At 36.6% G+C, this 22,616-nt stretch carries 27 protein-coding genes and 1 pseudogene; 19 read left to right on the forward strand and 9 right to left on the reverse strand.

What is annotated here, in order from left to right:
- Position 1: 1 nt before the first annotated feature.
- On the forward strand, positions 2–517 hold the full coding sequence (locus KBP46_RS07040; RefSeq protein WP_216444996.1) for a ClbS/DfsB family four-helix bundle protein: 516 nt from the start codon (positions 2–4) through the stop codon (positions 515–517).
- Positions 518–553: 36 nt separating this feature from the next.
- Here the strand turns inward: KBP46_RS07040 and lysS are convergent, their stop codons facing one another.
- The 4 genes from lysS to KBP46_RS07060 all read right to left on the reverse strand — a co-directional run bounded on the left by lysS (position 554) and on the right by KBP46_RS07060 (position 3,948).
- Positions 554–2,251, reverse strand: coding sequence for a lysine--tRNA ligase (lysS, locus tag KBP46_RS07045; RefSeq protein WP_216444997.1), 1,698 nt, complete (start codon positions 2,249–2,251; stop codon positions 554–556).
- A gap of 174 nt (positions 2,252–2,425) precedes the next feature.
- A complete protein-coding gene (gene rlmF / locus KBP46_RS07050) occupies positions 2,426–3,355 on the reverse strand; it encodes a 23S rRNA (adenine(1618)-N(6))-methyltransferase RlmF (RefSeq protein ID WP_216444998.1) in 930 nt (309 codons plus the stop codon).
- Positions 3,356–3,358: 3 nt separating this feature from the next.
- Positions 3,359–3,733, reverse strand: a complete 375-nt coding sequence (locus KBP46_RS07055; protein WP_120230523.1) for a c-type cytochrome — start codon at positions 3,731–3,733, stop codon at positions 3,359–3,361.
- On the reverse strand, positions 3,733–3,948 hold the full coding sequence (locus KBP46_RS07060) for a hypothetical protein (protein WP_034696013.1): 216 nt from the start codon (positions 3,946–3,948) through the stop codon (positions 3,733–3,735). The genes KBP46_RS07055 and KBP46_RS07060 overlap by 1 nt, the downstream gene beginning before the upstream one ends.
- A gap of 200 nt (positions 3,949–4,148) precedes the next feature.
- Here KBP46_RS07060 and KBP46_RS07065 point away from each other — a divergent pair, with 200 nt between their 5' ends.
- The 14 genes and pseudogenes from KBP46_RS07065 to KBP46_RS07130 all read left to right on the forward strand — a co-directional run bounded on the left by KBP46_RS07065 (position 4,149) and on the right by KBP46_RS07130 (position 15,861).
- On the forward strand, positions 4,149–4,601 hold the full coding sequence (locus KBP46_RS07065) for a cupin domain-containing protein (RefSeq protein ID WP_216444999.1): 453 nt from the start codon (positions 4,149–4,151) through the stop codon (positions 4,599–4,601).
- A gap of 191 nt (positions 4,602–4,792) precedes the next feature.
- Complete coding sequence (locus KBP46_RS07070; protein WP_123278008.1) at positions 4,793–5,434, forward strand: hypothetical protein; 642 nt, start codon at positions 4,793–4,795, stop codon at positions 5,432–5,434.
- Between the two features lie 246 nt (positions 5,435–5,680).
- Positions 5,681–7,104, forward strand: a pseudogene (locus tag KBP46_RS07075) (anthranilate synthase component I family protein).
- Between the two features lie 56 nt (positions 7,105–7,160).
- On the forward strand, positions 7,161–7,763 hold the full coding sequence (locus tag KBP46_RS07080; protein WP_062670937.1) for an aminodeoxychorismate/anthranilate synthase component II: 603 nt from the start codon (positions 7,161–7,163) through the stop codon (positions 7,761–7,763).
- Between the two features lie 41 nt (positions 7,764–7,804).
- Positions 7,805–8,791 carry an anthranilate phosphoribosyltransferase gene (gene trpD, locus KBP46_RS07085; protein WP_123278223.1) on the forward strand — a complete coding sequence of 329 codons (987 nt, stop codon included), beginning with the start codon at positions 7,805–7,807 and terminating at the stop codon, positions 8,789–8,791.
- A 55-nt stretch (positions 8,792–8,846) separates the two neighbouring features.
- Positions 8,847–9,629 (forward strand): indole-3-glycerol phosphate synthase TrpC, encoded by a 783-nt coding sequence (gene trpC, locus KBP46_RS07090; RefSeq protein ID WP_062670938.1) that lies wholly within the window; start codon positions 8,847–8,849, stop codon positions 9,627–9,629.
- 9 nt (positions 9,630–9,638) lie between these two features.
- Positions 9,639–10,316: a phosphoribosylanthranilate isomerase gene (locus KBP46_RS07095; RefSeq protein WP_062670939.1), complete on the forward strand. Its 678-nt coding sequence runs from the start codon at positions 9,639–9,641 to the stop codon at positions 10,314–10,316.
- A gap of 19 nt (positions 10,317–10,335) precedes the next feature.
- On the forward strand, positions 10,336–10,845 hold the full coding sequence (locus KBP46_RS07100) for a hypothetical protein (protein WP_062670941.1): 510 nt from the start codon (positions 10,336–10,338) through the stop codon (positions 10,843–10,845).
- Positions 10,842–11,387 carry a GNAT family N-acetyltransferase gene (locus tag KBP46_RS07105; protein WP_120230518.1) on the forward strand — a complete coding sequence of 182 codons (546 nt, stop codon included), beginning with the start codon at positions 10,842–10,844 and terminating at the stop codon, positions 11,385–11,387. Before KBP46_RS07100 ends, KBP46_RS07105 begins: the two co-directional genes overlap by 4 nt.
- A 3-nt stretch (positions 11,388–11,390) precedes the next feature.
- The gene (gene trpB / locus KBP46_RS07110) at positions 11,391–12,569 is read left to right on the forward strand and encodes a tryptophan synthase subunit beta (RefSeq protein WP_216445000.1); all 1,179 of its coding nucleotides are present in this window, start codon (positions 11,391–11,393) and stop codon (positions 12,567–12,569) included.
- Positions 12,570–12,665: 96 nt separating this feature from the next.
- Positions 12,666–13,400 (forward strand): tryptophan synthase subunit alpha, encoded by a 735-nt coding sequence (gene trpA, locus KBP46_RS07115; RefSeq protein ID WP_216445001.1) that lies wholly within the window; start codon positions 12,666–12,668, stop codon positions 13,398–13,400.
- Between the two features lie 31 nt (positions 13,401–13,431).
- Positions 13,432–14,160, forward strand: coding sequence for a lipoyl(octanoyl) transferase LipB (gene lipB / locus KBP46_RS07120; RefSeq protein ID WP_110009434.1), 729 nt, complete (start codon positions 13,432–13,434; stop codon positions 14,158–14,160).
- Between the two features lie 360 nt (positions 14,161–14,520).
- Positions 14,521–15,480, forward strand: coding sequence for a protein-glutamine glutaminase (locus KBP46_RS07125; protein ID WP_216445002.1), 960 nt, complete (start codon positions 14,521–14,523; stop codon positions 15,478–15,480).
- Between the two features lie 105 nt (positions 15,481–15,585).
- Positions 15,586–15,861 (forward strand): hypothetical protein, encoded by a 276-nt coding sequence (locus KBP46_RS07130; protein ID WP_131797470.1) that lies wholly within the window; start codon positions 15,586–15,588, stop codon positions 15,859–15,861.
- 6 nt (positions 15,862–15,867) lie between these two features.
- Here KBP46_RS07130 and KBP46_RS07135 read toward each other — a convergent pair whose 3' ends face one another.
- Complete coding sequence (locus KBP46_RS07135; RefSeq protein ID WP_216445003.1) at positions 15,868–16,620, reverse strand: SDR family oxidoreductase; 753 nt, start codon at positions 16,618–16,620, stop codon at positions 15,868–15,870.
- Between the two features lie 275 nt (positions 16,621–16,895).
- Here KBP46_RS07135 and KBP46_RS07140 point away from each other — a divergent pair, with 275 nt between their 5' ends.
- The 4 genes from KBP46_RS07140 to KBP46_RS07155 all read left to right on the forward strand — a co-directional run bounded on the left by KBP46_RS07140 (position 16,896) and on the right by KBP46_RS07155 (position 19,044).
- On the forward strand, positions 16,896–17,528 hold the full coding sequence (locus KBP46_RS07140; protein WP_062670959.1) for an NAD(P)H-dependent oxidoreductase: 633 nt from the start codon (positions 16,896–16,898) through the stop codon (positions 17,526–17,528).
- A gap of 32 nt (positions 17,529–17,560) precedes the next feature.
- A complete protein-coding gene (locus tag KBP46_RS07145; protein ID WP_062670961.1) occupies positions 17,561–17,998 on the forward strand; it encodes a MarR family winged helix-turn-helix transcriptional regulator in 438 nt (145 codons plus the stop codon).
- The gene (locus tag KBP46_RS07150; RefSeq protein ID WP_062670963.1) at positions 17,995–18,420 is read left to right on the forward strand and encodes an organic hydroperoxide resistance protein; all 426 of its coding nucleotides are present in this window, start codon (positions 17,995–17,997) and stop codon (positions 18,418–18,420) included. Before KBP46_RS07145 ends, KBP46_RS07150 begins: the two co-directional genes overlap by 4 nt.
- Before the next feature lie 189 nt (positions 18,421–18,609).
- Positions 18,610–19,044 (forward strand): hypothetical protein, encoded by a 435-nt coding sequence (locus KBP46_RS07155; RefSeq protein WP_216445004.1) that lies wholly within the window; start codon positions 18,610–18,612, stop codon positions 19,042–19,044.
- A gap of 67 nt (positions 19,045–19,111) precedes the next feature.
- Here KBP46_RS07155 and KBP46_RS07160 read toward each other — a convergent pair whose 3' ends face one another.
- The 4 genes from KBP46_RS07160 to KBP46_RS07175 all read right to left on the reverse strand — a co-directional run bounded on the left by KBP46_RS07160 (position 19,112) and on the right by KBP46_RS07175 (position 22,615).
- Positions 19,112–19,747 carry a peptide deformylase gene (locus tag KBP46_RS07160; RefSeq protein ID WP_062670967.1) on the reverse strand — a complete coding sequence of 212 codons (636 nt, stop codon included), beginning with the start codon at positions 19,745–19,747 and terminating at the stop codon, positions 19,112–19,114.
- A gap of 197 nt (positions 19,748–19,944) precedes the next feature.
- Positions 19,945–20,817: a ChaN family lipoprotein gene (locus KBP46_RS07165; RefSeq protein ID WP_216445005.1), complete on the reverse strand. Its 873-nt coding sequence runs from the start codon at positions 20,815–20,817 to the stop codon at positions 19,945–19,947.
- Between the two features lie 114 nt (positions 20,818–20,931).
- Entirely contained in the window at positions 20,932–21,960 is a 1,029-nt protein-coding gene (locus KBP46_RS07170) for a hemin-degrading factor (RefSeq protein ID WP_216445006.1), read from the reverse strand.
- Between the two features lie 4 nt (positions 21,961–21,964).
- On the reverse strand, positions 21,965–22,615 hold the full coding sequence (locus KBP46_RS07175; RefSeq protein WP_216445007.1) for a class I SAM-dependent methyltransferase: 651 nt from the start codon (positions 22,613–22,615) through the stop codon (positions 21,965–21,967).
- Between the last annotated feature and the right edge of the window lies 1 nt (position 22,616).

A 22,616-nucleotide genomic window follows, 5' to 3' on the forward strand; every position in this document is an offset into this window, starting at 1 on the left:
TATGCAGGGTTATAAAGATAAAACAGAATTCATTGAAGAGCTAAAGAAAAGATATCTGCTCTATGATCAGGAATTTAATGATATAAAAGAAGAGGAAAAAGATCTTCGGCAGCCGGGAGTTGATAAAACTCCATCACAAAATATTTCCTATCAATTGGGTTGGACTCACCTCCTTTTACAATGGGAATCTGATGAAAGCAAAGGAATTGAAGTGAAAACTCCCACTCCTGAATATAAATGGAATAACCTGGGAGGATTGTACCAGTCTTTTTATCATGAATACGGTTCTTATAGTTTACAACAGCAAAGAGACTTGCTGAGAAATCAAGTTGATAAAATTATCACTTGGATAGAAAATCTTGACGATGAAACACTATTCACTCCGGAACAGAGAAAATGGGCAACTACTCCCGCCCAGTGGCCGGTTTGGAAGTGGATTCATATCAATACCGTGGCTCCGTTTAAAAACTTCAGGGCACAGCTCCGGAAATGGAAAAAAGAAAAAGGTACAGCATAGCACTGTACCTTTTTTATTTATGTTTTCTGAGAAATCTTAAGACAGTTTCATCAAAAGATTTTCGTCAATTTTCTCTACTTTCACAATATTGTTTTTTGTCAAAGTCTTGGAAGCTTTATCCCATTTTTTACCGGATAACTGGCTTCTTTCTTTTACTTCAGCCAAAGCCATTGGCTCTTCCTGAGAATTAAGGATTTCAAGGATTACTTTTTCATCCTCGCCCAGTTCAATTTGCGGTGTTGCTTTTTCAGGTCTCATCTGAGGGAAGAATAATACTTCCTGAATAGAGGCATTATTCGTTAAGAACATGATTAATCTGTCCATACCGATTCCTAATCCTGAAGTTGGCGGCATACCGTATTCCAGCGCTCTTAAGAAGTCCTGATCGATAAACATCGCTTCATCATCTCCTCTTTCAGATAAAGCCATCTGTGCTTCAAAACGCTCTCTCTGATCGATCGGATCATTAAGCTCTGAATAAGCGTTAGCGATTTCTTTACCGCATACCATTAATTCAAAACGTTCTGTTAAGCCTTCTTTGCTTCTGTGTTTCTTTGTCAGTGGAGACATTTCGATCGGATAATCCGTAATGAAAGTCGGCTGGATGAAGTTTCCTTCACATTTTTCACCGAAGATCTCATCGATTAATTTTCCTTTACCCATCGTCTCATTTACTTCGATACCGATAGACTTGGCAAAATCGTATAATTCCTTCTCAGTTTTTCCAGTGATATCGAACCCTGTAAATTTCAGGATTGCTTCTGTCATGGAAACTCTTGGATAAGGAGCTTTGAAATCTACTTCATGTTCCCCAAAGGTAGCTTTTGTAGTTCCGTTTACCTGGTTAGCACAGAATTCCAGTAATTTCTCAGTGAAATCCATCATCCAGTTGTAATCTTTGTAAGCTACATAGATTTCCATAGCGGTAAACTCAGGGTTGTGAGTTCTGTCCATTCCTTCATTTCTGAAGTTTTTAGAGAACTCGTATACTCCGTCAAAACCACCTACGATCAGTCTTTTCAGATATAATTCGTTGGCAATTCTTAAATATAATGGAATATCTAATGCATTGTGATGCGTGATAAACGGTTTTGCTGCTGCTCCACCAGGAATTGACTGTAGAATTGGTGTTTCCACTTCAAAATATCCTGCATCATTAAAGAATGTTCTCATGGCATTGAACAATTTTGTTCTCTTCACGAAAATTTCTTTTACCTGTGGGTTTACCGTTAAATCTACATAACGCTGTCTGTATCTTAATTCAGGATCTGTAAACCCATCGTGTACAACACCGTTTTCATCAGTTCTTGGTTGAGGAAGTGGACGAAGAGATTTAGTAAGAAGTACAAAATTTTTCACTAAAACCGTCTTCTCTCCTACCTGAGTGGTAAACAGTTCTCCCTCAATACCGATAATATCACCGATATCCAAAAGGTGCTTGTATACTTCATTATAGAGTTCTTTATCTTCACCCGGACAGATCTCGTCTCTATTGAAATAAACCTGAATTTTTCCTTTAGAATCCTGCAATTCTGCAAAAGAAGCTTTTCCTTGAATTCTGCGGGACATCAATCTACCAGCGATCTTCACCTGTTTACTTTCAGAAAAATCCTGTTTTATAGATTCTGTAGTATCTGTAATTATATACTCATCCGCAGGGAACGCATTAATCCCCATTTCAGTAAGCTTATTCAGCTTTTCTCTTCTAATGATTTCTTGTTCTGATAATTGCATTTCTTATTTTTCTAAAAGCGTACAAATTTAGGCATTTTTGACATGACCGTCAATGGCTTTTTTAAGAAATTTTAAAAAGTGGTAAAGATGCGGGGTATTGGGGTTCGGGATACGTGTTTAGAGATCAAAGATTTGAATGATTGTGCTATAACATTAAACTTTGAACTTTGAATTTTAAACCAACCAGATTTTTCTGTCTTTTTGAGGAATAAACGTCCACGCCAGCATTCTGCTTACTTTTTGTCCCTGAGCCATATCGATGGTTTTCACCTCTACAGCATTTACTTTCTTTAAAAGATTGTTGAGTTTATTGAGATTATCTTTTTTGGAAACCAGACACGTGAACCAAAGAACCTGTGATGAAAACAATGTACTTTCATTGATCATTTTAGTAATAAAAGCAAGTTCCCCACCTTCACACCAAAGTTCAGACTGCTGTCCACTAAAGTTAAGAAGAGGTTTCGTTTTTTTTGATTTACTAAGATTTTTTGTTTTTCTGATATTCCCTTTCATGGCAGATTCTTCAGAATCATGAAAAGGAGGATTACACATGGTAAAAGTGAATCTGTCTTCCGGACCAATGATATTGGTAAAGATATAATCAGCATCAGGCTGGCTTTTTAATTGAATAACAGAAGAAAGATCTTCATTTTGATCCAGAATGTGTTGAGCATTTTTCAAAGAATCCTGATTGATATCCGTTCCCAGCATTGTCCAGCCGTAAGATCTGTGGCTGATTAAAGGATACACAAGATTAGCTCCTGCTCCTATATCCAGACCTTTTACAGAATTTCCTGTCGGGATTTTATTAAGTTGTTCACTTAATAAATCAGCAATATAATGGACGTAATCTGCTCTTCCCGGGATGGGTGGACAAAGATTGGTATCGGGAATATCCCAGCCTTTAATGTTGTAGAAATGTAAGAGTAAGGCTTTATTGAGCAGTTTAACTGCTTGAGGAATGCTGAAATTAATGGTTACCGTCTGATAAGCATTCACGAAAACATAGTGTTTCAGTTCCGGCACACAAGAAATAAGCTGATCAAAATCATAGGGATTACGATGCAGATTTCTTGTGTGCAGACTGGATTTTTCAGCGGACATATTTTATTTCTTCTGACTTAAAATATATTCCACCATTTTTTTTGCATCTTCTTTAGATACCTGTGGATGGGCAGCCATAGGCACACTTCCCCATACTCCACTTCCGCCCTCTATAATTTTGGAAGCCAGCAATTCCGTATCCTTTTCAGTATACTTTCCTGCAATTTCCTTATAAGAAGGTCCTATCATTCTCTCATTAACAGAGTGACATCCTGAACAGTCCAATGTTTCGATGATCTGATCACCTGAAAGTTTAGATTGAACTGGTTCTGAAACAACTGCCGTTTCAGAAGAAGATGCCGCTTCTGCTGTATTTTCTTTTTTAGAACAGGAAATGATCATAAGACCTAAAGTTCCTGCTAAAAGTATTTTTTTCATTATTTCTTAGCTGTAGAATCTGTTTTAGCAGCTTCAGGTGCAGGAGCAGCCGGAGTTGCAGCAGCTGGAGCAGCAGTTTTAGCCGTAGAATCAACAGTAGCTACTTCTGGCTCTGGAAGCATTGTGTTTGTGTCCTGTAAAGAGTGATCTACTTTTTTAGAACAGCTTGCTAATAATAAACCTCCGATAAATGCGATTGCTAATACTTTTTTCATTTTTTTCTAATTTGGAAGCAAAAATATAAAAAATAACCTTTTAAACTTATGACAAATGTTTTCTTTGAGAAATATTTTTGGGATCGAAGCTTTAATTTAACAATAAAAAAATAATTCAATACATAGGGAAATTTAAAATAGGTTATTATTTTTGTATATTGGATAATCCGAGCCAAGACCAAAATATAAATATGAAGCTTATGGCTAAAAAAAAATTGTTGGCTACAACTTTCTTTGTTGTATCCTCATCCCTCTTCCTTTCGTGTGACAATTCATCTAACGAACCACAATCAGAATATTCTGATAAAATTGAATCGGTGACACTTTTAAAAACAACCAAATCATGGGATGGAACGGTATATCCGGCCTATCCTACCACACAGCCGGAAATCACAGTTCTTAAAATTGCCGTACCTCCGAATTCTGCATTGAGTTGGCATAAACATCCTGTGATCAATGCAGCTTATGTAGAAAAAGGTGAAATTCAGATTGAAAGAAAAGAGGATGGAAAAACGCAATGGATAAGAAAAGGTCAGGTGCTTCCTGAAATGGTTAATACCGGCCACAGAGGTAAAACCGGAGACCTCGGAGCAACGCTGATTGTTTTTTACAGCGGAACTCCTGACATTCCTTTATCTGAACCGGTACAATAAATAGTTCAAACGCTATGTTCGCAAAGTAATTATCATCAAACTCTATTTTGGGTTCACAAGGGCACTTCATTTAACTAATGATATTGTATTTTACTGAGTGTAACGCCGTTGCGAACGTTTTATAGTTATTTTAATAACATCTTTGCGAACATAGCGTTTAAATAAAAGATTATTATAGTTATCTTTAATCCATGGTTTTAATTTCAAAAATTCTGTTTTTCACCAGTCATCATGGTTTTTATACTGTGGTTCTGTTGCTGGTATTCTTTGTAGGGCTTTCGTATATGACCAAAAAAACCTGGCTTTTAATACCTATCATTCCACTGGCTATATTAAATGGTTTTGGCGGACAGTTTTTAAACGCATGGTTTTTAAATAAATATGGAGTGGAAAGCACAGCTATCATCACGTCTGATGTAGAAACCAATTCTACCCTGAATGATATGTACATCCACGATTATGAGGCTATTGTGAAGAAACAGGACGGAAAATATACCACTACTTTTTTCTCCACTACTACTGCAGCGATTTATCCCATCCGAAATTCAATCAGAATACCTGGTGACAAGGATATACCCGTAAAATACATCCCGGGATATGAAAAAAACATTGTTATCCTTTATGACCAATCCAGGGAAGGAAAAATTGTATTACAAAATGAAAAACTGGCTCCTGTGAATTCTGCAAAAACCAAGTATGAAGCAGACAAAACGAATAAGGAATTCATTGAGGAGTATATTGCTACATTGGAAAACTACGTAAAATACTACAATGATGAAGCTTATAAAGAAAAAATCAAGGAATTAAAACAAGAGCTCAAGCAGCTTAAATAAAGGATTTTTATATTAAATTTTAGTATTTTCTGATATTTTTTAGTTTTTTTATTAAAAAAATTTCTACATTTGTCCCATGTTAAAAATGAACAACAATATTTGGTGGTGGCTTTCAAACTCTTCGTCGGGTCTGGAGGTATTGTCATGTTGTTAACTACAGCAGAAATAATCAAAAAACAATATATAGGCTTTGACGGATACCGTTAAAGCCTTTTTTTATTCCTTAATCTCACAAAAAACAATAAGATGTTGACCAACGCAATTACAATAAAAACTGTTTCGAAAAAAACACTGGGAGACCTTCATACTCCCATGAATATTTACCTTAAGATCAGGGATAAATTCCGTGACACCATTCTTCTGGAAAGTTCGGACTCAAAAAGTATTGATAATAATTTTTCCTTCATTGCAGTGAATGCCATCGCCGGAATTGAAGTGAAAAACCTCAACGAATATGAAATCAAACTTCCTGCCTCTGCTCCCGTAAAACAATTTATTATGGAACGAAATATCACAGATATATTTGAAGAGTTCCGAAAAATTTTTAACTGCAAAGAGACCAATGATCCGATTGAACAAACTGCTCAGAGTCTTTTTGGATATACAAGTTTTGAAGCGGTACAGTTCTTTGAAAACATCAATCTTAAACCACAGAGCAAGGAAGTAGAAATCCCTGTGATGAGATACAGATTGTACCAATATGTAATTGCTATCAATCATTTCAATGATGAAATGCATATTATTGAAAACTTTATCGATGGAGTAAAATCTGAACTTCATCTGTTGGAAAATCTTATTAAAAATCAGAATACTCCGGTTTATCCTTTCGAGAAAACCAGTGAGGAAACCTCTAATATTACAGATGAAGATTATCTTGAACTCGTAAAAACAGCACAGAAACACTGTATGCGTGGAGATGTTTTCCAACTGGTTTTAAGCAGAAGGTTTGAACAAAAATTCAAGGGAGATGAGTTCAATGTATACCGTGCTTTGAGAAATATCAACCCTTCTCCTTACCTATTCTATTTTGATTACGGAAATTACAAACTATTTGGATCAAGTCCTGAAAGTCAGTTAATCATTAAAATAATAAAGCAATTATTCACCCGATTGCCGGAACTTCGAAAAGAACCGGAAACTTTGAAGCGGATCTTGAGTCTATAGAAGTGCTAAAAGCTGATCCCAAAGAAAATGCAGAACATACCATGCTGGTAGATCTCGCTAGAAATGATCTTGGAAAGCTTGGGAAAAATGTAACGGTTACTAAGCTTAAAGAAATCCAGCTTTTCTCTCACGTTATTCATATGGTAAGTGAGGTGACTGCAGATGTTGCTGATGACATCAATCCTCTGGAAATGGTTTCCGCTACTTTCCCTCAGGGAACATTAAGCGGTGCTCCAAAACATAAAGCGCTTCAGCTGATCAACCAATACGAAAAAGATTCCCGTGGATATTATGGTGGCTGTATCGGAATTATCGGGTTGAACGGAACCTGCAATCAGGCCATCATGATCAGAACCTTCTTAAGCAAAAATAACACGTTATTTTATCAGGCTGGTGCCGGCCTTGTGGCAAAATCTGTTCCTGAAAGTGAACTGCAGGAAGTCAACAACAAACTGAATGCTCTTAAAAAAGCCGTAGAAAAAGCTGAAAAAATAGTTGAAAAATAAATCCGTCAACCAGCAAACAGCAACAAAAAAAATAGCAACTCTCTAACAAAAAAGCAATGAACAACAATATAAACACTCAACAACCACAGCTTAAAGTCCTCGTTTTCGACAATTATGACAGCTTTACCTATAACCTTGTCCAGATTATCGAAAGAATTCTGAATCAAAGAGTGGATGTGGTAAGAAATGATAAAATTACCCTTGAAGAGATTGGAAAATATGACAAAATCATCCTTTCTCCAGGTCCCGGAATTCCTGAAGAAGCCGGTATTTTATTAGACCTTATTAAAGAATACGCTCCTACAAAAAGTATCCTTGGAGTGTGCCTGGGTCAGCAGGCTATCGCTGAAGCTTTCGGAGGAAGTCTTATTAACCTTTCTGAAATTTTCCATGGAGTAGCCACCACTACTGAAATAGTAAAAGAAAATACTAAAGTTTTCAAAGATCTGCAATCAGGATTGGAAGTAGGAAGATACCACAGCTGGGCAGTCAATCCGGAAGGTTTTCCGGAAGAACTGGAAATCACAGCTGTAGATAAAGACGGAATGATCATGGCTTTGCAGCACAAAACATATGATGTACACGGAGTTCAGTTTCACCCTGAAAGTATTTTAACACCGGAAGGAGAAGTAATCATTAAAAACTTTCTGTTGTCATGAAAATCTTAGAAATCCCTTCAACAAACATAAAAACGCCACAAATGAAAGAAATACTGCAATATCTGTTCAATCATAACACACTCTCAAAATCAGAAGCAAAAGCGATGATGATTGAGATTGCACAGAATAAGTTTAATGCCGCAGAAATTACTGCTTTTATAAGTGTCTTCCTGATGCGGAATATCACCTTGAAAGAGTTGGAAGGCTTCAGAGAAGCACTATTACACATGGCTGTTCCTGTAAAGATCGACACCAATGATGCCATTGATATTGTAGGAACCGGAGGTGACGGAAAAGACACCATCAATATCTCAACCCTGGCCAGCTTTGTAGTAGCCGGAGCCGGACAAAAGGTAACAAAGCATGGAAATTACGGAGCTTCCACCACTACTGGTTCATCGAATGTACTGGAAGAACTGGGATATCAGTTTAAAAACAGTTCAGAACAATTGAATGAAGATCTTGAAAGAGCCAACATTTGCTTTTTACATGCTCCTTATTTTCATCCTGCTCTGCAATCAGTTGGATTACTGAGAAAATCTTTGGGATTGAGGACATTCTTTAACCTTTTGGGTCCATTGGTAAATCCGGCAAAACCAAAATTTTCCATGATTGGAGTTTATAATCTGGAAATTGCAAGAATTTATCAGTATCTTCTTCAGAAGGAGGAACGTGACTTTACTCTGGTCCATGGTCTTGACGGATATGATGAAATAAGCCTTACTGACGATAGTAAAATCATTACAAAAAATGGTGAAGAAATCTATTCGGCAGAAGATTTGGGTTTCAATCCGGTAACACTGGAAGATATTAAAGCAGGAAGTTCTATTCAGGAAACCGCAAAAATATTTATGAATATTCTGGAAGGAAACGGTACGGAGCAGCAGAACTCAGTAATTCTTGCCAATGCTTCAGTAGCGCTGCACAACACCCATAAATTCGGAACGTACGATGACTGTCTTCTGCTTGCTCAGGAAAGCCTGCAAAGCGGAAAAGCATTAAACAGTTTTAATCTCCTGATTAATTAAATTCATTATTCACTTGCGAAGCAAAATTCACCATTGACCAAACTTAAACACAAAAATGACTATACTGGATCAAATTATTAAACGAAAAAAAGAGGAAGTTGCTGCTGCAAAATTGCGCATTTCTCTTGACCGATTAAAAAATACCGCCTTTTTTGGAAGACCAACCTATTCACTGAAGGAATCCATCAAAAATAAAAGCGGAATTATCGCTGAGTTTAAAAGACAATCTCCTTCAAAAGGAATTATAAACAATAGTGTACAGCCTTTGGAGGTAGTTTCTGCTTACGAAAATTTTGGAGCCAGCGGAATTTCAATCCTGACTGATCATGATTTTTTCGGAGGAAATTTAAATGATGTTCTGGATGTAAGAAATGAGATTACCATTCCGATTCTGCGAAAAGATTTTATGATTGATGAATATCAGTTTTATGAAGCCAAAAGTATTGGAGCTGATGTAGTATTACTGATTGCTTCATGTCTTTCACCAGCTCAGGTACAGGAATTTACCGAATTAGCTCACCAACTGAAATTGGAGGTTTTACTGGAAATTCATACAGAAGATGAACTGAAGCATTTCAATTCAGAAATTGATTTGGTAGGAATTAATAACAGAAACCTTAAAGATTTTAAAGTTGATCTTCAGCATTCCGTTCAGCTGAAAAACCAGCTTCCAAAAGAAGTTTTATCTGTTGCTGAAAGCGGTATTTACAATCTTAAAGATTTTCAGTTTTTAAAAGAAAAAGGATTTGATGGTTTCCTGATGGGTGAATATTTCATGAAAAATACAGATCCGGCCAAAGCTTTTGAAGAATTCGCTTCTCAAATTTTAACTCAATAATAATCAACAATGAACCTGCAACCTACAACCTCAAACCTGCCATCTCGCCTGAAAGTCTGTGGTCTTACAAAACCGGATCAGATTCAGGAATTGATTGCTATGAAAACAGATTTTCTCGGTTTTATCTTCTACGAAAAATCACCGAGATATGTTTTGAACCATCTGAGTCTGGAAGAGATCTCAACTATTAATCATCAGGGAAAAGTAGGTGTTTTTGTCAATGAAAAAGTAGAGATCATTGTAAAGATCGTTCAACATGCAGATTTGAATTTTGTACAGCTTCACGGTGATGAAAGTAATGATTTCATTGCTGAACTAAGACAAAAACTAAATCCTGAGGTTGGAATCATTAAAGTAATCAGAATAGGGAGTAATACGGCAGAAAATCAAAATAAAATAACACAAATTCCTGATCTGAAACCTATCGCCTACTACCTATTCGATACTGACAGCAAAGCCTTTGGCGGAACGGGAAAACAATTCGACTGGAATATTCTGAATGAATTTGAGATTCCTCTGCCCTACTTTTTAAGCGGCGGTATTTCTGAGGAAAATATAGGGAATATGGATACATTGAAACAACAACCTTTTGCTTTGGATATCAATTCGAAATTTGAAACAGAGCCCGGAAATAAAAATATTGACAGCATAAAAAAGTTTAAAACTTTATATCAGCAAAATAAATAACACATAAAAACACACAAGGATGAATATACATTTGCTCAAAAAGACATTTTACAAAACCTTATTTCCCCCTAAATTCGGGAATGAAAAAATCCAGAATCTGTATCACTTTGTTTCACAGAACGACAGTAATACAGAACATTGGGAAGTGGGTGGATTATTGTCTGATTTCATTTGTATTATTAAAGATTTTGAAGAAACAGATATTCAGTATTTTTTTGAAAGAATCAGCTTATGGAACAGCTATTATCTGGTGATTATTTCAGATAAATTTCTGGAAACTCATGTCAGATCAAGTATAAAATATGACTTAGGATTAATTTATGCCAAAATATTCCTGTTATATGAGGATTCCGATCCTTATTTTATGATTGATAATCTGGAAATTGCCATTACCATGTATCAGTCCAAAATAGATAAAGCAACCTTAATTGATTTAATGCATAAAATAGAATTACTGTACTATAAAAAACTGATTACCAAACAGCAAAATGATTACCATCTCACATTTATTAATAGTTTAAACCCATGAAATATCAGGTAAAAGAAACGAAATATTTAACAGAAGCCGAAATAAAACACATCCTGGAACTTTGGGATATTTCTGCATGGAACACCATGAAATCATCCTACTTCCGCTCTTTTTTTAAAGACTCGGAATTTCATTTTCTGATGGATACGGATGAAAGCATATTGGCCATTATGAGAGTGAATTTTGATTTCACCTTACAAATAGCAGACACCGGTTATTCCTTTGCGGAAGCCGTAGGGCTTGTTTCTGCTCATAAAAAGAAAGGGTATGGAACCGCTTTGGTGAAACATTTCAAAGAAAATGTTACTCAGAGAAATCTTGAGACAATTGGTTTCTGCCACGCTGATCTTCGTTCCTTTTATGAAAAATGTGACATAGAAATCCTCCATGACAAGGCCAAAATGATCAAAGAAAGTATCGGCTCGGAGTGGGTAAATTCTGAAGATGATGATATCTTGATTTTTCATACCTCACAGAAAAGAAAAGAGCTGCTCAACCAGCTGAGTGTACAAAACAACGCTTATTTAATGAATAAAGAATAAAAAATGAATTATAAAAACCCCGATGAAAACGGATATTATGGAGAGTTTGGAGGTGCTTTTATCCCCGAAATGCTCTATCCTAATGTAGAAGAACTGCAAAAAAACTATCTTGAAATCATAGAATCTGAAGATTTTCAGACAGAATATCAGGATTTACTGAAAAATTATGTAGGAAGAGCTACGCCCCTCTATTTTGCTAAAAACTTAAGTCAAAAATACCAGACACAGATTTATTTGAAACGGGAAGACCTCAACCATACGGGAGCTCACAAGATCAATAATGCTCTGGGGCAGGTTCTGTTGGCAAAACGTCTTGGAAAAACCAGAATCATTGCTGAAACCGGAGCAGGACAACATGGTGTTGCCACAGCTACAGCGTGTGCTTTGCTTGGTCTTGAGTGCATTGTTTATATGGGAGAAATTGATATCCAGAGACAAGCCCCAAACGTCGCAAGAATGAAAATGCTTGGGGCGGAAGTTGTAGCAGCAACTTCAGGATCAAAAACCCTTAAAGATGCCGTAAATGAAGCGTTAAGAGACTGGATCAACAATCCTGTGACGACTCATTATGTGATTGGAAGTGTGGTAGGACCTCATCCTTTTCCGGATCTTGTGGCAAGATTTCAAAGTATTATTTCAAAAGAAATTAAAGAACAGCTGAAAGAGAAAATCGGAAGGGAAAATCCGGATTATGTGATTGCCTGTGTGGGCGGAGGAAGTAATGCTGCGGGAACTTTCTATCATTTTGTGGAGGAAAAAGAAGTAAAAATCATTGCTGCTGAAGCCGGAGGGATGGGTGTAGATTCAGGAAAATCGGCTGCGACTACATTTTTAGGAACCCTTGGAGTCCTTCACGGAAGCAAAAGCCTTGTGATGCAGACGGAAGACGGACAGGTTATTGAACCCCACTCTATTTCTGCCGGACTGGATTACCCGGGAATCGGGCCTTTTCATGCGCATTTATTTAAAGAAAAAAGAGCAGAATTCTTTAGTATTAATGATGACGAAGCTTTACAATGTGCTTTTGAACTTACCAAACTTGAAGGAATTATTCCTGCATTGGAAAGTTCTCATGCGCTGGCAGTTTTAGACAAGAAAAAATTTAATGAAGATGATGTTGTCGTTATTTGCCTGAGCGGACGTGGAGATAAGGATATGGAAACGTATCTGAAGAATTTGTAAAATGTCGGATGTAAAATGTACAATGTACTTTCTCACCTGAGTTTAATACTATTTTCTACATTGTACTTTGTACGTTATACTTTAATACAATAAAAAATGAAAAAACTAAATATATACTTCACAGCAGGAATTCCACAACTGGAAGATACCGCTGATATTATACAACTGATTCAGGATTCCGGAGCAGATATGATTGAAATCGGAATGCCTTATTCTGATCCTGTAGCAGATGGACCGGTGATCCAGAAAGCTCACGAACTGGCTTTACAAAACGGAATGACGATCGAAAAACTGTTATTTCAGCTAAAAGCCATCAAAGACAAAATCAACATTCCAATTATTCTAATGGGATATATCAATCCGGTATTGAGTTTCGGATTTGAGAAATTCTGTGCAGCATGTTCGGAAAGTGGTGTTTCAGGGCTGATCCTTCCTGATCTTCCTCCTATTGAGTTTGAGAAAAACTATCAGCATATCTTAAAACAATATAATCTTAATTTCACTTTCCTTGTAACACCGGAAACCTCCGATGAAAGAATGATCTATCTGGATTCATTAAGTTCAGGATTTCTGTACGCAGTAAGCTCTTCTTCCACTACCGGAAATGAAAATGCGGTTTTAAAGAATGAGGACTATCTTTCCAGGCTCGCTGCTCTTCCACTTAAAAATCCGGTGATGATTGGGTTTGGAATTAAATCGAAAGAAGACTTCGAAAATGTAACGGAAAAAGCAGATGGCGGTATCATCGGAACTGCTTTCGTAAATATTTTACTTCAGGATAGAGACTGGAAGAAGAATGCCATAGATTTTATCCATTCCATAAAAGGGTAAAATTCACTAAATTTGTATATCAAAAATTGAAATGAATACAAATCAAAATAAAGCAGTAGAATTTGAAGATTTAGGAATCAAAGAATATCAGCCAGCCTGGGATTATCAGGAACAGCTGATGAAAAACATCATTGATACCAAAATAAAAAACAGAGATCTTCCTGCAGAACAGCATAGTATTACTCCCAACCACCTTCTTTTCGTAGAGCATCCTCACGTGTACACGTTAGGAAAAAGCGGACATGAAGAAAATATGCTTGCCGGTATTGATAAGCTGAAAGAAATTGAGGCTACCTTCGTGAAAGTAAACCGCGGTGGAGATATTACGTATCACGGTTACGGACAGGTTGTGGGCTACCCTATTCTGGATCTTGAAAACTTTTTCACAGATATTCATTTATATATGAGGAATCTGGAAGAAGTGATCATCAGAACCATTGCCGAATATGGTATTAAAGGAGAACGCTCACCAGGAGAAACCGGAGTATGGCTGGATGTGGGAAAACCATACGCCAGAAAAATGTGTGCCATGGGAGTGAAAGCTTCCCGTTGGGTAACTCTTCACGGCTTTGCATTGAATGTGAATACGGATATGCGTTATTTTGAATACATTATTCCATGTGGGATCAAAGATAAGCAGGTTACTTCTTTAAAAAGAGAGCTTGAAAGAGAACTGACACCAGAAGAAATGGAAGAACTGAAAGCAAAGATCAGAAAGCATTTCGCGGATGTTTTTCAGGCAGAATTGATTTATAAATAGTCAAGTTTACTTACAATAAAATGAGCCCGGTTTCAATCGTTGAAACCGGGCTTTTAGTTTTATGATAATGTTATTTTTATTCACCTTGACTATCCACAACGTTTGTTATTCAGTAGGAATCCAGACTGCAAGGTTAAAAAAACATTATTTTAATTTTTTTTATTTTTCTTGAATATTTCTATAAAAATGATCATTTTTTCATCTTTTTAAATATTATAAAATCAATAAAACAACAGAATAATGTATTTTTTTCAAAAAAATCTTGCATATATTTTAATTTTTATTACTTTTAATGTCACAAATAAGTGAACTATCATAATTAAAATGTTCACTGAAAATTAACCACAAAATATAAAAACTATGAAAAAATTTCTGTTATCCATGATGGTATTCATGACGGTACTGTCAGTGAATTCCTGCTCAGATTCAGCTGCCAACCAGGATCCTAATCTTGTTGCCAAGGAGTCTAATGAAATCGCAATGAAAGATTTTGGCAAAACTGTTCCGGTAGGGATTGAAAAAGAAGATGGAAAATTTAAAGTTTCATTTATGGTTTCCGCACAGCCCTATCAAATTAAGGATACCAAAGAAAATGCAGGATTTATCTCCATGATCAAAGAAGCAGTAGAAAATGAAACGCCTGTTCAGGTTTTCCTGAAGGTCAATTCTAATGAAATTGCTAAGGTTGAAAAAGCGACAGCTGATGACATCCGTTATTTTAAAACTGTTTTCAACAAAGAAGAAAGAGGTGACAGCAAAAAAGCAGTAAGCGTTATTCCTAATCTTGCAACGCTGAACAGTTTATTCACTCAGATCAAAAATCAGGCTTGTGGAACTTCTACCGCATCTTCACCATGTATCACTTTCAGATATCCTGTGGATGGCTGCTATGCAAGAGCGCACAAAATGAGACAAATCCTTTTGAATGCAGGCTACGATTGTGAAAAGCAATTCGTGTATGGTAACCTTAGAGCATCTACAGGAACATGCTGTGTTTCATGGGTATATCACGTAGCCATTTTGGTAAGCTTCAAAAATGCTTCAGGAATTGTTGAAAAAAGAATCATTGATCCGTCATTATTCTCCAGCGGACCGGTAACCGATTCTGCATGGAGAGCTGCTTGCACCAATACAAGCTGTGGATCTGCTTCAGTATCTTCTTATGCCAATACTGCAGGAAACGTATACTACAGAAGTCCATCAGGATCTCTGTTATATGATAACAATTATGTGAATACCAACTGTGTATTAAACATATTCTCATCCCTTTCCGGATGCTCTCCTTCCCCTGCACCTAGCGTAGCGAGCTGTGGATTCTAACTAATTTATGTAGAGCTCCTGCCGATATTTTGATATATTGCAGGAGCTTTTTACTTAATCCTTTTTATTATGAAAGCCTGGTCCTATTTACTATTACTTTTTATTATGATTACATCCTGTTCTGGAAATTCCACTCCGCAGAATTTAACCTGGTATAATAATGCCACTATTTCCGATATTACTGAAGATCCGGACAAACCCAATGAACTGGTACGTGTTGCTATAGGAATCAGTGCGCAGGTATTTTATCTTTCAAAAAAATCGCCGGAATATAAAAGCCTCATGGAAAAAGCGACTCAAAGCTTTAAAAAAGGTAAGGCCTATAATATTGGTATTGAAAATAAAACCAATATCATCAAAGAAATTAAAGAGGTCAAATAATCAGGATTATCTGATCACAGAAATTCCGGCATCCACTTTTATCTCCGCTCCATGGATATAGGACGCTTCTTCTGAAGCCAGAAACAGAACTACACTGGCTATTTCTGAAGGCTCTCCCTGTCTTTTAAAAGGAATTGTCGGAATAATATCATCAATAGCGCTTTCTATCTGCTCTCCGGTTAAACCTGTATTATTAAAAATATTGGTTTTGATATGTCCGGGACTTACTCCATTCACACGGATTCCACGTTCTGTAAGTTCTACAGCAAAAGTTTTGATCATTGACTGCACTGCAGATTTGGCTGCAGAATACACCGAAAAATTAGGCATCGCAATATCCGTTGCCACTGAAGTATTGAAAATAACAGAGCTTCCGCTTTTCATTAATGGCAACATCTGCTGTACCGTAAAAAACGGTCCTTTCACCAGCATATTAAATAATTCGTCAAACTGATTTTCATCCACATATTCCACAGGTGCAAATCTTCCGTATCCTGCATTGGCAAAAACCAGATCAATATGTTCTGTATATTTTCTGACTTCCTGCTGAAGATTCATCAAATCTTTTATATTCCCAGCGTTAGATACGATTCCGAAGGCATTTTCTCCAAGCTTTTCCAAAGCATTATTCACGGTTTCTTCACTTCTGCCTGTAATAATGACTTTCCCTCCTTCTTCTATAAATTTCTGAGCGGTAGCCAGACCCATTCCATTGGTTCCTCCCGTAATTAAGGCGGTTTTGTTTTTAAATCTCTGCATTGTTTTTAGTTTAAAATTCTATGACAAATATTGGAATTCATAGGCTTTGAAAAAATCCGAATCATGCGGAAATGAATAAAATTGAAACTAAAATTTCTTACTGTCATCTTCATTATTTCACCTTTTTAAAGTTTATCAATAATTGCTATCAATAAAATCATTTAAAATTAAATTGTACACAATTAAATTGACTGTATATTTGTACTGTTAATTTACTTCAACAATAAATAGAGGTGATAAAAAACAAAGTAGTTTAATTTAAAAACAAAATAAAAATGTCATTAATAGAAAATCTAAACTGGAGACACGCTGTAAAAGCTTATGATCCTACCAAAAAAGTTTCACAGGAAGACCTTAATACGATTTTAGAATCAGCAAGACTGGCTCCTACTTCGTCGGGCTTACAACCGTTCAGAATTATTGTAGTGGAAAACCAGGAACTGAAAGAAAAAATGGTAGCAGGTGCTTTAAACCCTGAAGTAATGAGAGATTCTTCTCACGTTTTGGTCTTTGCAGCATGGGACAGTTATTCTAATGAAAAAATTGACAAAGTTTACGATTATCATACAGATGTAAGAGATCTTCCGAGAGGCCGCTTTGGAAGCTATACCGATAAAATTAAAGAAATATATGGCGCACAGACTCCTGAAGAGCATTTTGCACACACTGCCCGTCAGACTTATATTGCCTTAGGAATTGCCCTTGCACAAGCCGCAGAGCTTAAAATCGACAGTACTCCGGCAGAAGGATTCAGCAATGAGGTGGTAGATGAAGTATTGGGATTAAAAGAATTAGGACTGAAAAGTGTAAGTCTTTTATATCTTGGATACCGTGATGAAGCTAATGACTGGCTTTCTACTATGAAAAAAGTCAGAATTCCAATGGATGAATTTATCATAAAAAAGTAATACCTTCATCGAATCTTTCGTACTCAAAAATTATGGAAAATCCGAAAACACCCAAACTGGAAAACCAGATTTGTTTCCCATTGTATGTCATTGCCAAAGAGATTACAGGGCTTTACCGTCCTTTTCTTGATGAACTGGGCATTACCTATCCGCAATATCTTGTGATGATGATATTATGGGACGGTGACGGACTTACGGTAACCCATATCGGAGAAAAACTGTTTCTGGACAGTGGTACTTTGACCCCTCTTCTTAAAAGGCTGGAGTCTAAAGGATTTATTATCCGAAAAAGAAAAAAAGAGGACGAAAGAGTGGTTGAAGTATTTTTAGACGAAGCAGGAAAACAGCTTCAGCAGAAGGCATGTGAAATTCCGGGAAAAATTCAGGAAAAACTGGGAATACAACCGGAAGAGCTGTTGCACCTTAAAGACACCGTCTTAAAAATCTTAAACAAAATAGAAAATAAATGAAAACGTTATATACAACTCAGGTCACTGCTCAAGGAGGAAGAAACGGACATGTGAAGAGTGAAAACGGAGTTCTGGATCTTGATGTAAGAATGCCGAAAGCTTTAGGAGGAGCCAATGATGATTTTGCCAATCCTGAAATGCTTTTTGCAGCGGGATATTCTGCCTGTTTCGACAGCGCTCTGAACAGAGTGATCAGTCTTTCTAAAGTAAAAACAGGTGAAACAACAGTGACTGCTCAGGTGAGCATAGGTCAGCTTGAGAATGGAGGCTTCGGACTAGCAGCAGAACTGGATGTGAACATCCCTGGAGTTTCTATTGAGGAAGCACAGGCTTTGACAGAAAAAGCACACCAGATCTGTCCTTATTCTAATGCGACCAGAAATAATATGGAGGTGAAACTATCAGTCACCAACAACGATTAATCCAATTTTTTTAAGCATAGTTATAACGAAAGGAGCTGTTTCCATGGAAACAGCTCCTTTTTATTTTAGTTTCCCACAGATTTCGCAGATGGGCACAGAGGATTAAGGATATTTTTATGTATATAGTGTTTAAGAATATCATTCATCATTTATAACTCAATATGATATAAAATAGAGTAATTTTGTGTCATGGAAATCATTATAGATATTGTATGCCAGGTGTATGCAGGGCAAAAATCAAGAGAGACGATTGATCTTGTTCTAAACACATTCCTTCCCGGATATGAAAAATTAAATCTCGATTATACTTTCCCAAGGCACGACAAAGATTATATTTTTAAAACAGAAGATGAAATGATTGGTTATTTCATCGAAAACCCTGCCCTTGACCAAACTTTTTACTGGAATAAATATCATGATAATCCGGACAAAATAATGGTGGGTGCCAATATTACAGATGATGACAGGCTTATTATGAGCCTAACAATGGACACTACGGAAGAGAAAAGAGATATGTACTTCAATAAACTAAAAGAAGTTTTACAATCAGATATCGGGGTAATTACCTATGTATATCCCGCAGGTTATGAAGATGGAGAAGATTTCATTGTAAAATATGGTTAGAAACATACATTTACTTAGCCTTATAACAACTTCTCATCATTCATCATTCATTATTTATAATTCATCATTACCTTCTGTCTTTATTTACATCACTTTTCTGATAGGCATCTACTTTTTTATAGGAATCATTTTTCTCTTTTTCCTTTTTATCGGAAATCAGGATGCCGAAAAGGTGGTCGATTTCATGCTGGAAAATCACCGCAGTAAAACCTTCTACGATTTCTGAATATTTCTGTCCTTTCAAATCCACATATTCCAGTTGGATAACTTTGCTTCTGTAAAACTGATCTCTGAAATCAGGAATAGATAAATCACCTTCGGGGCCAAGATTCTGCAGATCGGAACGCCATACAATGACCGGGTTAATAAAATATTCCAGCGGTGTACCTTCCTTATCAAAACGCTGTACCCAAATGATCTTTCTGTTGATTCCCACCTGAGGAGCAGCAATGCCTACTCCACCATCTGTTGAAAGAAGAGATTCTTTCATCCTTTTTACCAGAACAGCGGTGTTAGGATCAAGAGGATCAGCTTCTGAAGAAATGTTCAGCAGGGTTTGGTGCTGATTATTATCTGTCGTCTGATAGATGGGTAACGCCGTGTTTACATCTCCCTGATTGATGATTGAAACTTCACTGGAGGTGAGTTTCTGAGCATTAAAAAATCCGGTAAAAAAGATCAGCAGGATAGGGATTTTTTTCATATGTTTTTGAATCTGATACAAAGGTAAATATTGTGGTGTAAAAATAATTTATTTAGCAATGAATTTTAAGTTTTGGCTAAAGCCAATGGAATTTTGATATAAAAAAATGAACGGGCTAAAGCCCGTTCCTATTGAATGAATGCAATTGAAATTATTTAATTCATAATAAGATCTGCTCAATCCGCATCATCTTCTTATTAAAAAGTCTTCGTCATATCCGCAGGAATAATCAGATTGAAATCTGTCGGGATATAATCTTTGGCAGGTACTTTCAGTTCGGGATCGTCTGATTCAAAAACAGAAATTACGGCCATTTTCAAATTAGGATTTTTCTGTTTGATATACCAATAGATTCCTCCAAATTCTTTACTGTGATAGTTACCGTTGTAGTGGATGAAGGTTTTTCCGGCCTGGTAGCTTTTCAGGATAGATTCAGCCATTGTAGCATCTTTTGTAGCCTGAGCTGAAATAAAATTCATCACTTTGGTTCCTTCTGCATGATCTCCCATCATCTTTTTCATTTCCGGATATCCAGGAGTGTCTAATGTTACTTTAATCGGCAGCTGGGCAATGTAGGCTTTCTCTTTTTCGCTTAATTTATTCAAGGATTCAAGACCTTCTTTGGCGGTTTGAGAGGCATATCTTCTCGGGATATTCGTCGCAATAAAATTCAGTTTTTTATCTTTGGCAAAATCTACCAAAGGCTTGTAATCGGTTGCATAATTGTTCCACAAACGGGCAGAATCTTTTAATGTTTTTGCATCAAATCTTCCGTTTAAATATTGATCCAACTGCGCCTGATTATCTCTCTCAAACATCTCTGCTCCTAAGATCAGCTGTCCGTTCTTTTTCACAAACAAAGCTTCCGTAATCTTCAGCTGAAGCCAGTGATTGATAGAACTGTTATGATTTTCGCCAAAAAAGACCACATCATAATCCGCCAGTTCTTTTACCAGCTTTTCTGTCTTTACTTCTTTTCCTTTTTTATCGTAAAACTGATATGCTTTTAAATCCTGTGCCTTCAATGCACAGAAACCAGCCAGCAGTATCGCTATGAAAATATTTTTCATTTTTTATATTTAGTCACAAATTACACAAATATTCCTGCATTTGCAGATTGTTTCAATAAAAAAGACCGTTTTGAATTTTACAAACAAAACGGTCTCATTCAAATCATCTAATTATTATTTCTCTAAGGCTGCTACAAGGTCCTTCCACTCTTGAAGCTCAGGAATTCCAGGTTTTCTTTTTCCGAAGAACTGAACGATAAAGTCTCCTTCTTTGTTGAATACTTCGATAGCGGTTACTTCTCCGTCTTCAGTCGGTTTTTTCACGATCCACGCTTCTGCAATTTTCGTTACGTCAAGATGTAAGTTGAAATCAGGATCCATCACATTGAACCATTGCTGGTGCCAAAGTGTTTTCTTCACATTTCCTGTGTGGATCTGGATAATGCCTCTGTTTCCAACGAAAACCATGATCGGAACGTTCTTTTCAGAAGCATCTTCAAGGATATTCACCACTTTCGCATTATCAATTTTCTTAGCAAATCCTTCCGGAGCCAATCTTAATGCCTGCGTTCTGCTTACTCCATATTTTCTGGTCATCATGAAGAAATCATGGGTGTCTTTCAATTCTGTCCATGCTTTTTTAAAGCCTTCTACATCAATGTCTGAATCTGCTTTTTCAGCCTGTTTTGGAGCGATTGCTTCAAAAGCCAATGCCTGATTCTGATCTTCTGCTCTGAATTTTTCTACGATCACATCGAAAGCAGCTTCATTACTGTCTTTTGTTAAATAAATCTTGTGAAGTGCCAGACCATCTTTTCCGAAAAACTGAAGGCTTTTCTTCTCTCCTTCCAGTACTGCAAAAGCAAATTTCCAGTGGTTAAGGAAAATTCTGAGATCAATATCTTCACCCACAAAAAGCTGTGCATGAGGACTGCTGAAATCTCCGTTCAGATAAGTCCCTTTTCTTTCATGAACACATTCATCATTACGGGTAAGAGCCATTACTTTTCCTAACTGCTCAGCTTCTGTAAGGATTCCCTGGAAATCCGAGTTCAGGACAGTTACTCCTTCTCCTATGCTTGTTGCCAATAATTCTGCCTCACTTACTTCTAACTGTGCTGCTGCATTTCTTATTCTGATATGTGGATTTTCTGCTTTCAGAGCTTCCCATTTTTCCTTTAAATCATTAACTAATGTGCTCATTACTTTACTTTTTTATGGTTAAAATTGTATAAATTCTTCGTATGGTTTCGTTTCCTGTTTTACTTTTTATTTCTTCTTCTCTTTCAGAAGTTTTCATCCTTTTAAATTGGCTTTTGGAGACCAGCTCTTCCATTTCACTGTTGCTGTACAAAGTGAAATCATATTCCGTAAACGGCAGTTTTTCCATGAATTCTTTTTGTCCGAATGTAAGAACAAATGTTCCGTCATCTTTTAAAACTCTATAAATCTCGTTTAGAAATTCAACCGGATTTTCCCAGAAATAAACTGTGTTTACGGTAAATATTTTATCAAAAGTTTCATCTTTAAAAGGAAGCTTATTCCCTTCGTATAAAACAAATTCTGCCTGGCTTTCAAATTCTTTATTGAGCCTTTTGGCTTCATTGTGCATGGTTTCAGAAATGTCAATCCCTGTGTATTTCAAGTTTTTGGCAAGGCTCATGATACTTTTCAGGTGTGCGGCATTTCCGTGTCCTATTTCAAGGATTTGCTGGCCGTCATCAATCACAAGTGTTTTGATGCTCTCTAACGTCATGCTGATGTTAGTGGCATTCATCATTTCACCAATCTCGATGCCTTTTTCACCCTGAGGATTGGCAAGATTCTGTGCGAGGATTTTGAGTTCTTCTTTTTCCATG

The sequence above is a fragment of the Chryseobacterium sp. PCH239 genome, assembly GCF_018924625.1.
GTDB classification, from domain to species: domain Bacteria; phylum Bacteroidota; class Bacteroidia; order Flavobacteriales; family Weeksellaceae; genus Chryseobacterium; species Chryseobacterium cucumeris.

Bases quoted from the DNA above. Each gene is read 5' to 3' on its own strand.
- KBP46_RS07040 (WP_216444996.1), top strand. From the start codon at position 2: ATGCAGGGTTATAAAGATAAAACAGAATTCATTGAAGAGCTAAAGAAA.
- lysS (WP_216444997.1), bottom strand. From the start codon at position 2,251: ATGCAATTATCAGAACAAGAAATCATTAGAAGAGAAAAGCTGAATAAG.
- rlmF (WP_216444998.1), bottom strand. From the start codon at position 3,355: ATGTCCGCTGAAAAATCCAGTCTGCACACAAGAAATCTGCATCGTAAT.
- KBP46_RS07055 (WP_120230523.1), bottom strand. From the start codon at position 3,733: ATGAAAAAAATACTTTTAGCAGGAACTTTAGGTCTTATGATCATTTCC.
- KBP46_RS07060 (WP_034696013.1), bottom strand. From the start codon at position 3,948: ATGAAAAAAGTATTAGCAATCGCATTTATCGGAGGTTTATTATTAGCA.
- KBP46_RS07065 (WP_216444999.1), top strand. From the start codon at position 4,149: ATGGCTAAAAAAAAATTGTTGGCTACAACTTTCTTTGTTGTATCCTCA.
- KBP46_RS07070 (WP_123278008.1), top strand. From the start codon at position 4,793: ATGGTTTTAATTTCAAAAATTCTGTTTTTCACCAGTCATCATGGTTTT.
- KBP46_RS07080 (WP_062670937.1), top strand. From the start codon at position 7,161: ATGAACAACAATATAAACACTCAACAACCACAGCTTAAAGTCCTCGTT.
- trpD (WP_123278223.1), top strand. From the start codon at position 7,805: ATGAAAGAAATACTGCAATATCTGTTCAATCATAACACACTCTCAAAA.
- trpC (WP_062670938.1), top strand. From the start codon at position 8,847: ATGACTATACTGGATCAAATTATTAAACGAAAAAAAGAGGAAGTTGCT.
- KBP46_RS07095 (WP_062670939.1), top strand. From the start codon at position 9,639: ATGAACCTGCAACCTACAACCTCAAACCTGCCATCTCGCCTGAAAGTC.
- KBP46_RS07100 (WP_062670941.1), top strand. From the start codon at position 10,336: ATGAATATACATTTGCTCAAAAAGACATTTTACAAAACCTTATTTCCC.
- KBP46_RS07105 (WP_120230518.1), top strand. From the start codon at position 10,842: ATGAAATATCAGGTAAAAGAAACGAAATATTTAACAGAAGCCGAAATA.
- trpB (WP_216445000.1), top strand. From the start codon at position 11,391: ATGAATTATAAAAACCCCGATGAAAACGGATATTATGGAGAGTTTGGA.
- trpA (WP_216445001.1), top strand. From the start codon at position 12,666: ATGAAAAAACTAAATATATACTTCACAGCAGGAATTCCACAACTGGAA.
- lipB (WP_110009434.1), top strand. From the start codon at position 13,432: ATGAATACAAATCAAAATAAAGCAGTAGAATTTGAAGATTTAGGAATC.
- KBP46_RS07125 (WP_216445002.1), top strand. From the start codon at position 14,521: ATGAAAAAATTTCTGTTATCCATGATGGTATTCATGACGGTACTGTCA.
- KBP46_RS07130 (WP_131797470.1), top strand. From the start codon at position 15,586: ATGATTACATCCTGTTCTGGAAATTCCACTCCGCAGAATTTAACCTGG.
- KBP46_RS07135 (WP_216445003.1), bottom strand. From the start codon at position 16,620: ATGCAGAGATTTAAAAACAAAACCGCCTTAATTACGGGAGGAACCAAT.
- KBP46_RS07140 (WP_062670959.1), top strand. From the start codon at position 16,896: ATGTCATTAATAGAAAATCTAAACTGGAGACACGCTGTAAAAGCTTAT.
- KBP46_RS07145 (WP_062670961.1), top strand. From the start codon at position 17,561: ATGGAAAATCCGAAAACACCCAAACTGGAAAACCAGATTTGTTTCCCA.
- KBP46_RS07150 (WP_062670963.1), top strand. From the start codon at position 17,995: ATGAAAACGTTATATACAACTCAGGTCACTGCTCAAGGAGGAAGAAAC.
- KBP46_RS07155 (WP_216445004.1), top strand. From the start codon at position 18,610: ATGGAAATCATTATAGATATTGTATGCCAGGTGTATGCAGGGCAAAAA.
- KBP46_RS07160 (WP_062670967.1), bottom strand. From the start codon at position 19,747: ATGAAAAAAATCCCTATCCTGCTGATCTTTTTTACCGGATTTTTTAAT.
- KBP46_RS07165 (WP_216445005.1), bottom strand. From the start codon at position 20,817: ATGAAAAATATTTTCATAGCGATACTGCTGGCTGGTTTCTGTGCATTG.
- KBP46_RS07170 (WP_216445006.1), bottom strand. From the start codon at position 21,960: ATGAGCACATTAGTTAATGATTTAAAGGAAAAATGGGAAGCTCTGAAA.
- KBP46_RS07175 (WP_216445007.1), bottom strand. From the start codon at position 22,615: ATGGAAAAAGAAGAACTCAAAATCCTCGCACAGAATCTTGCCAATCCT.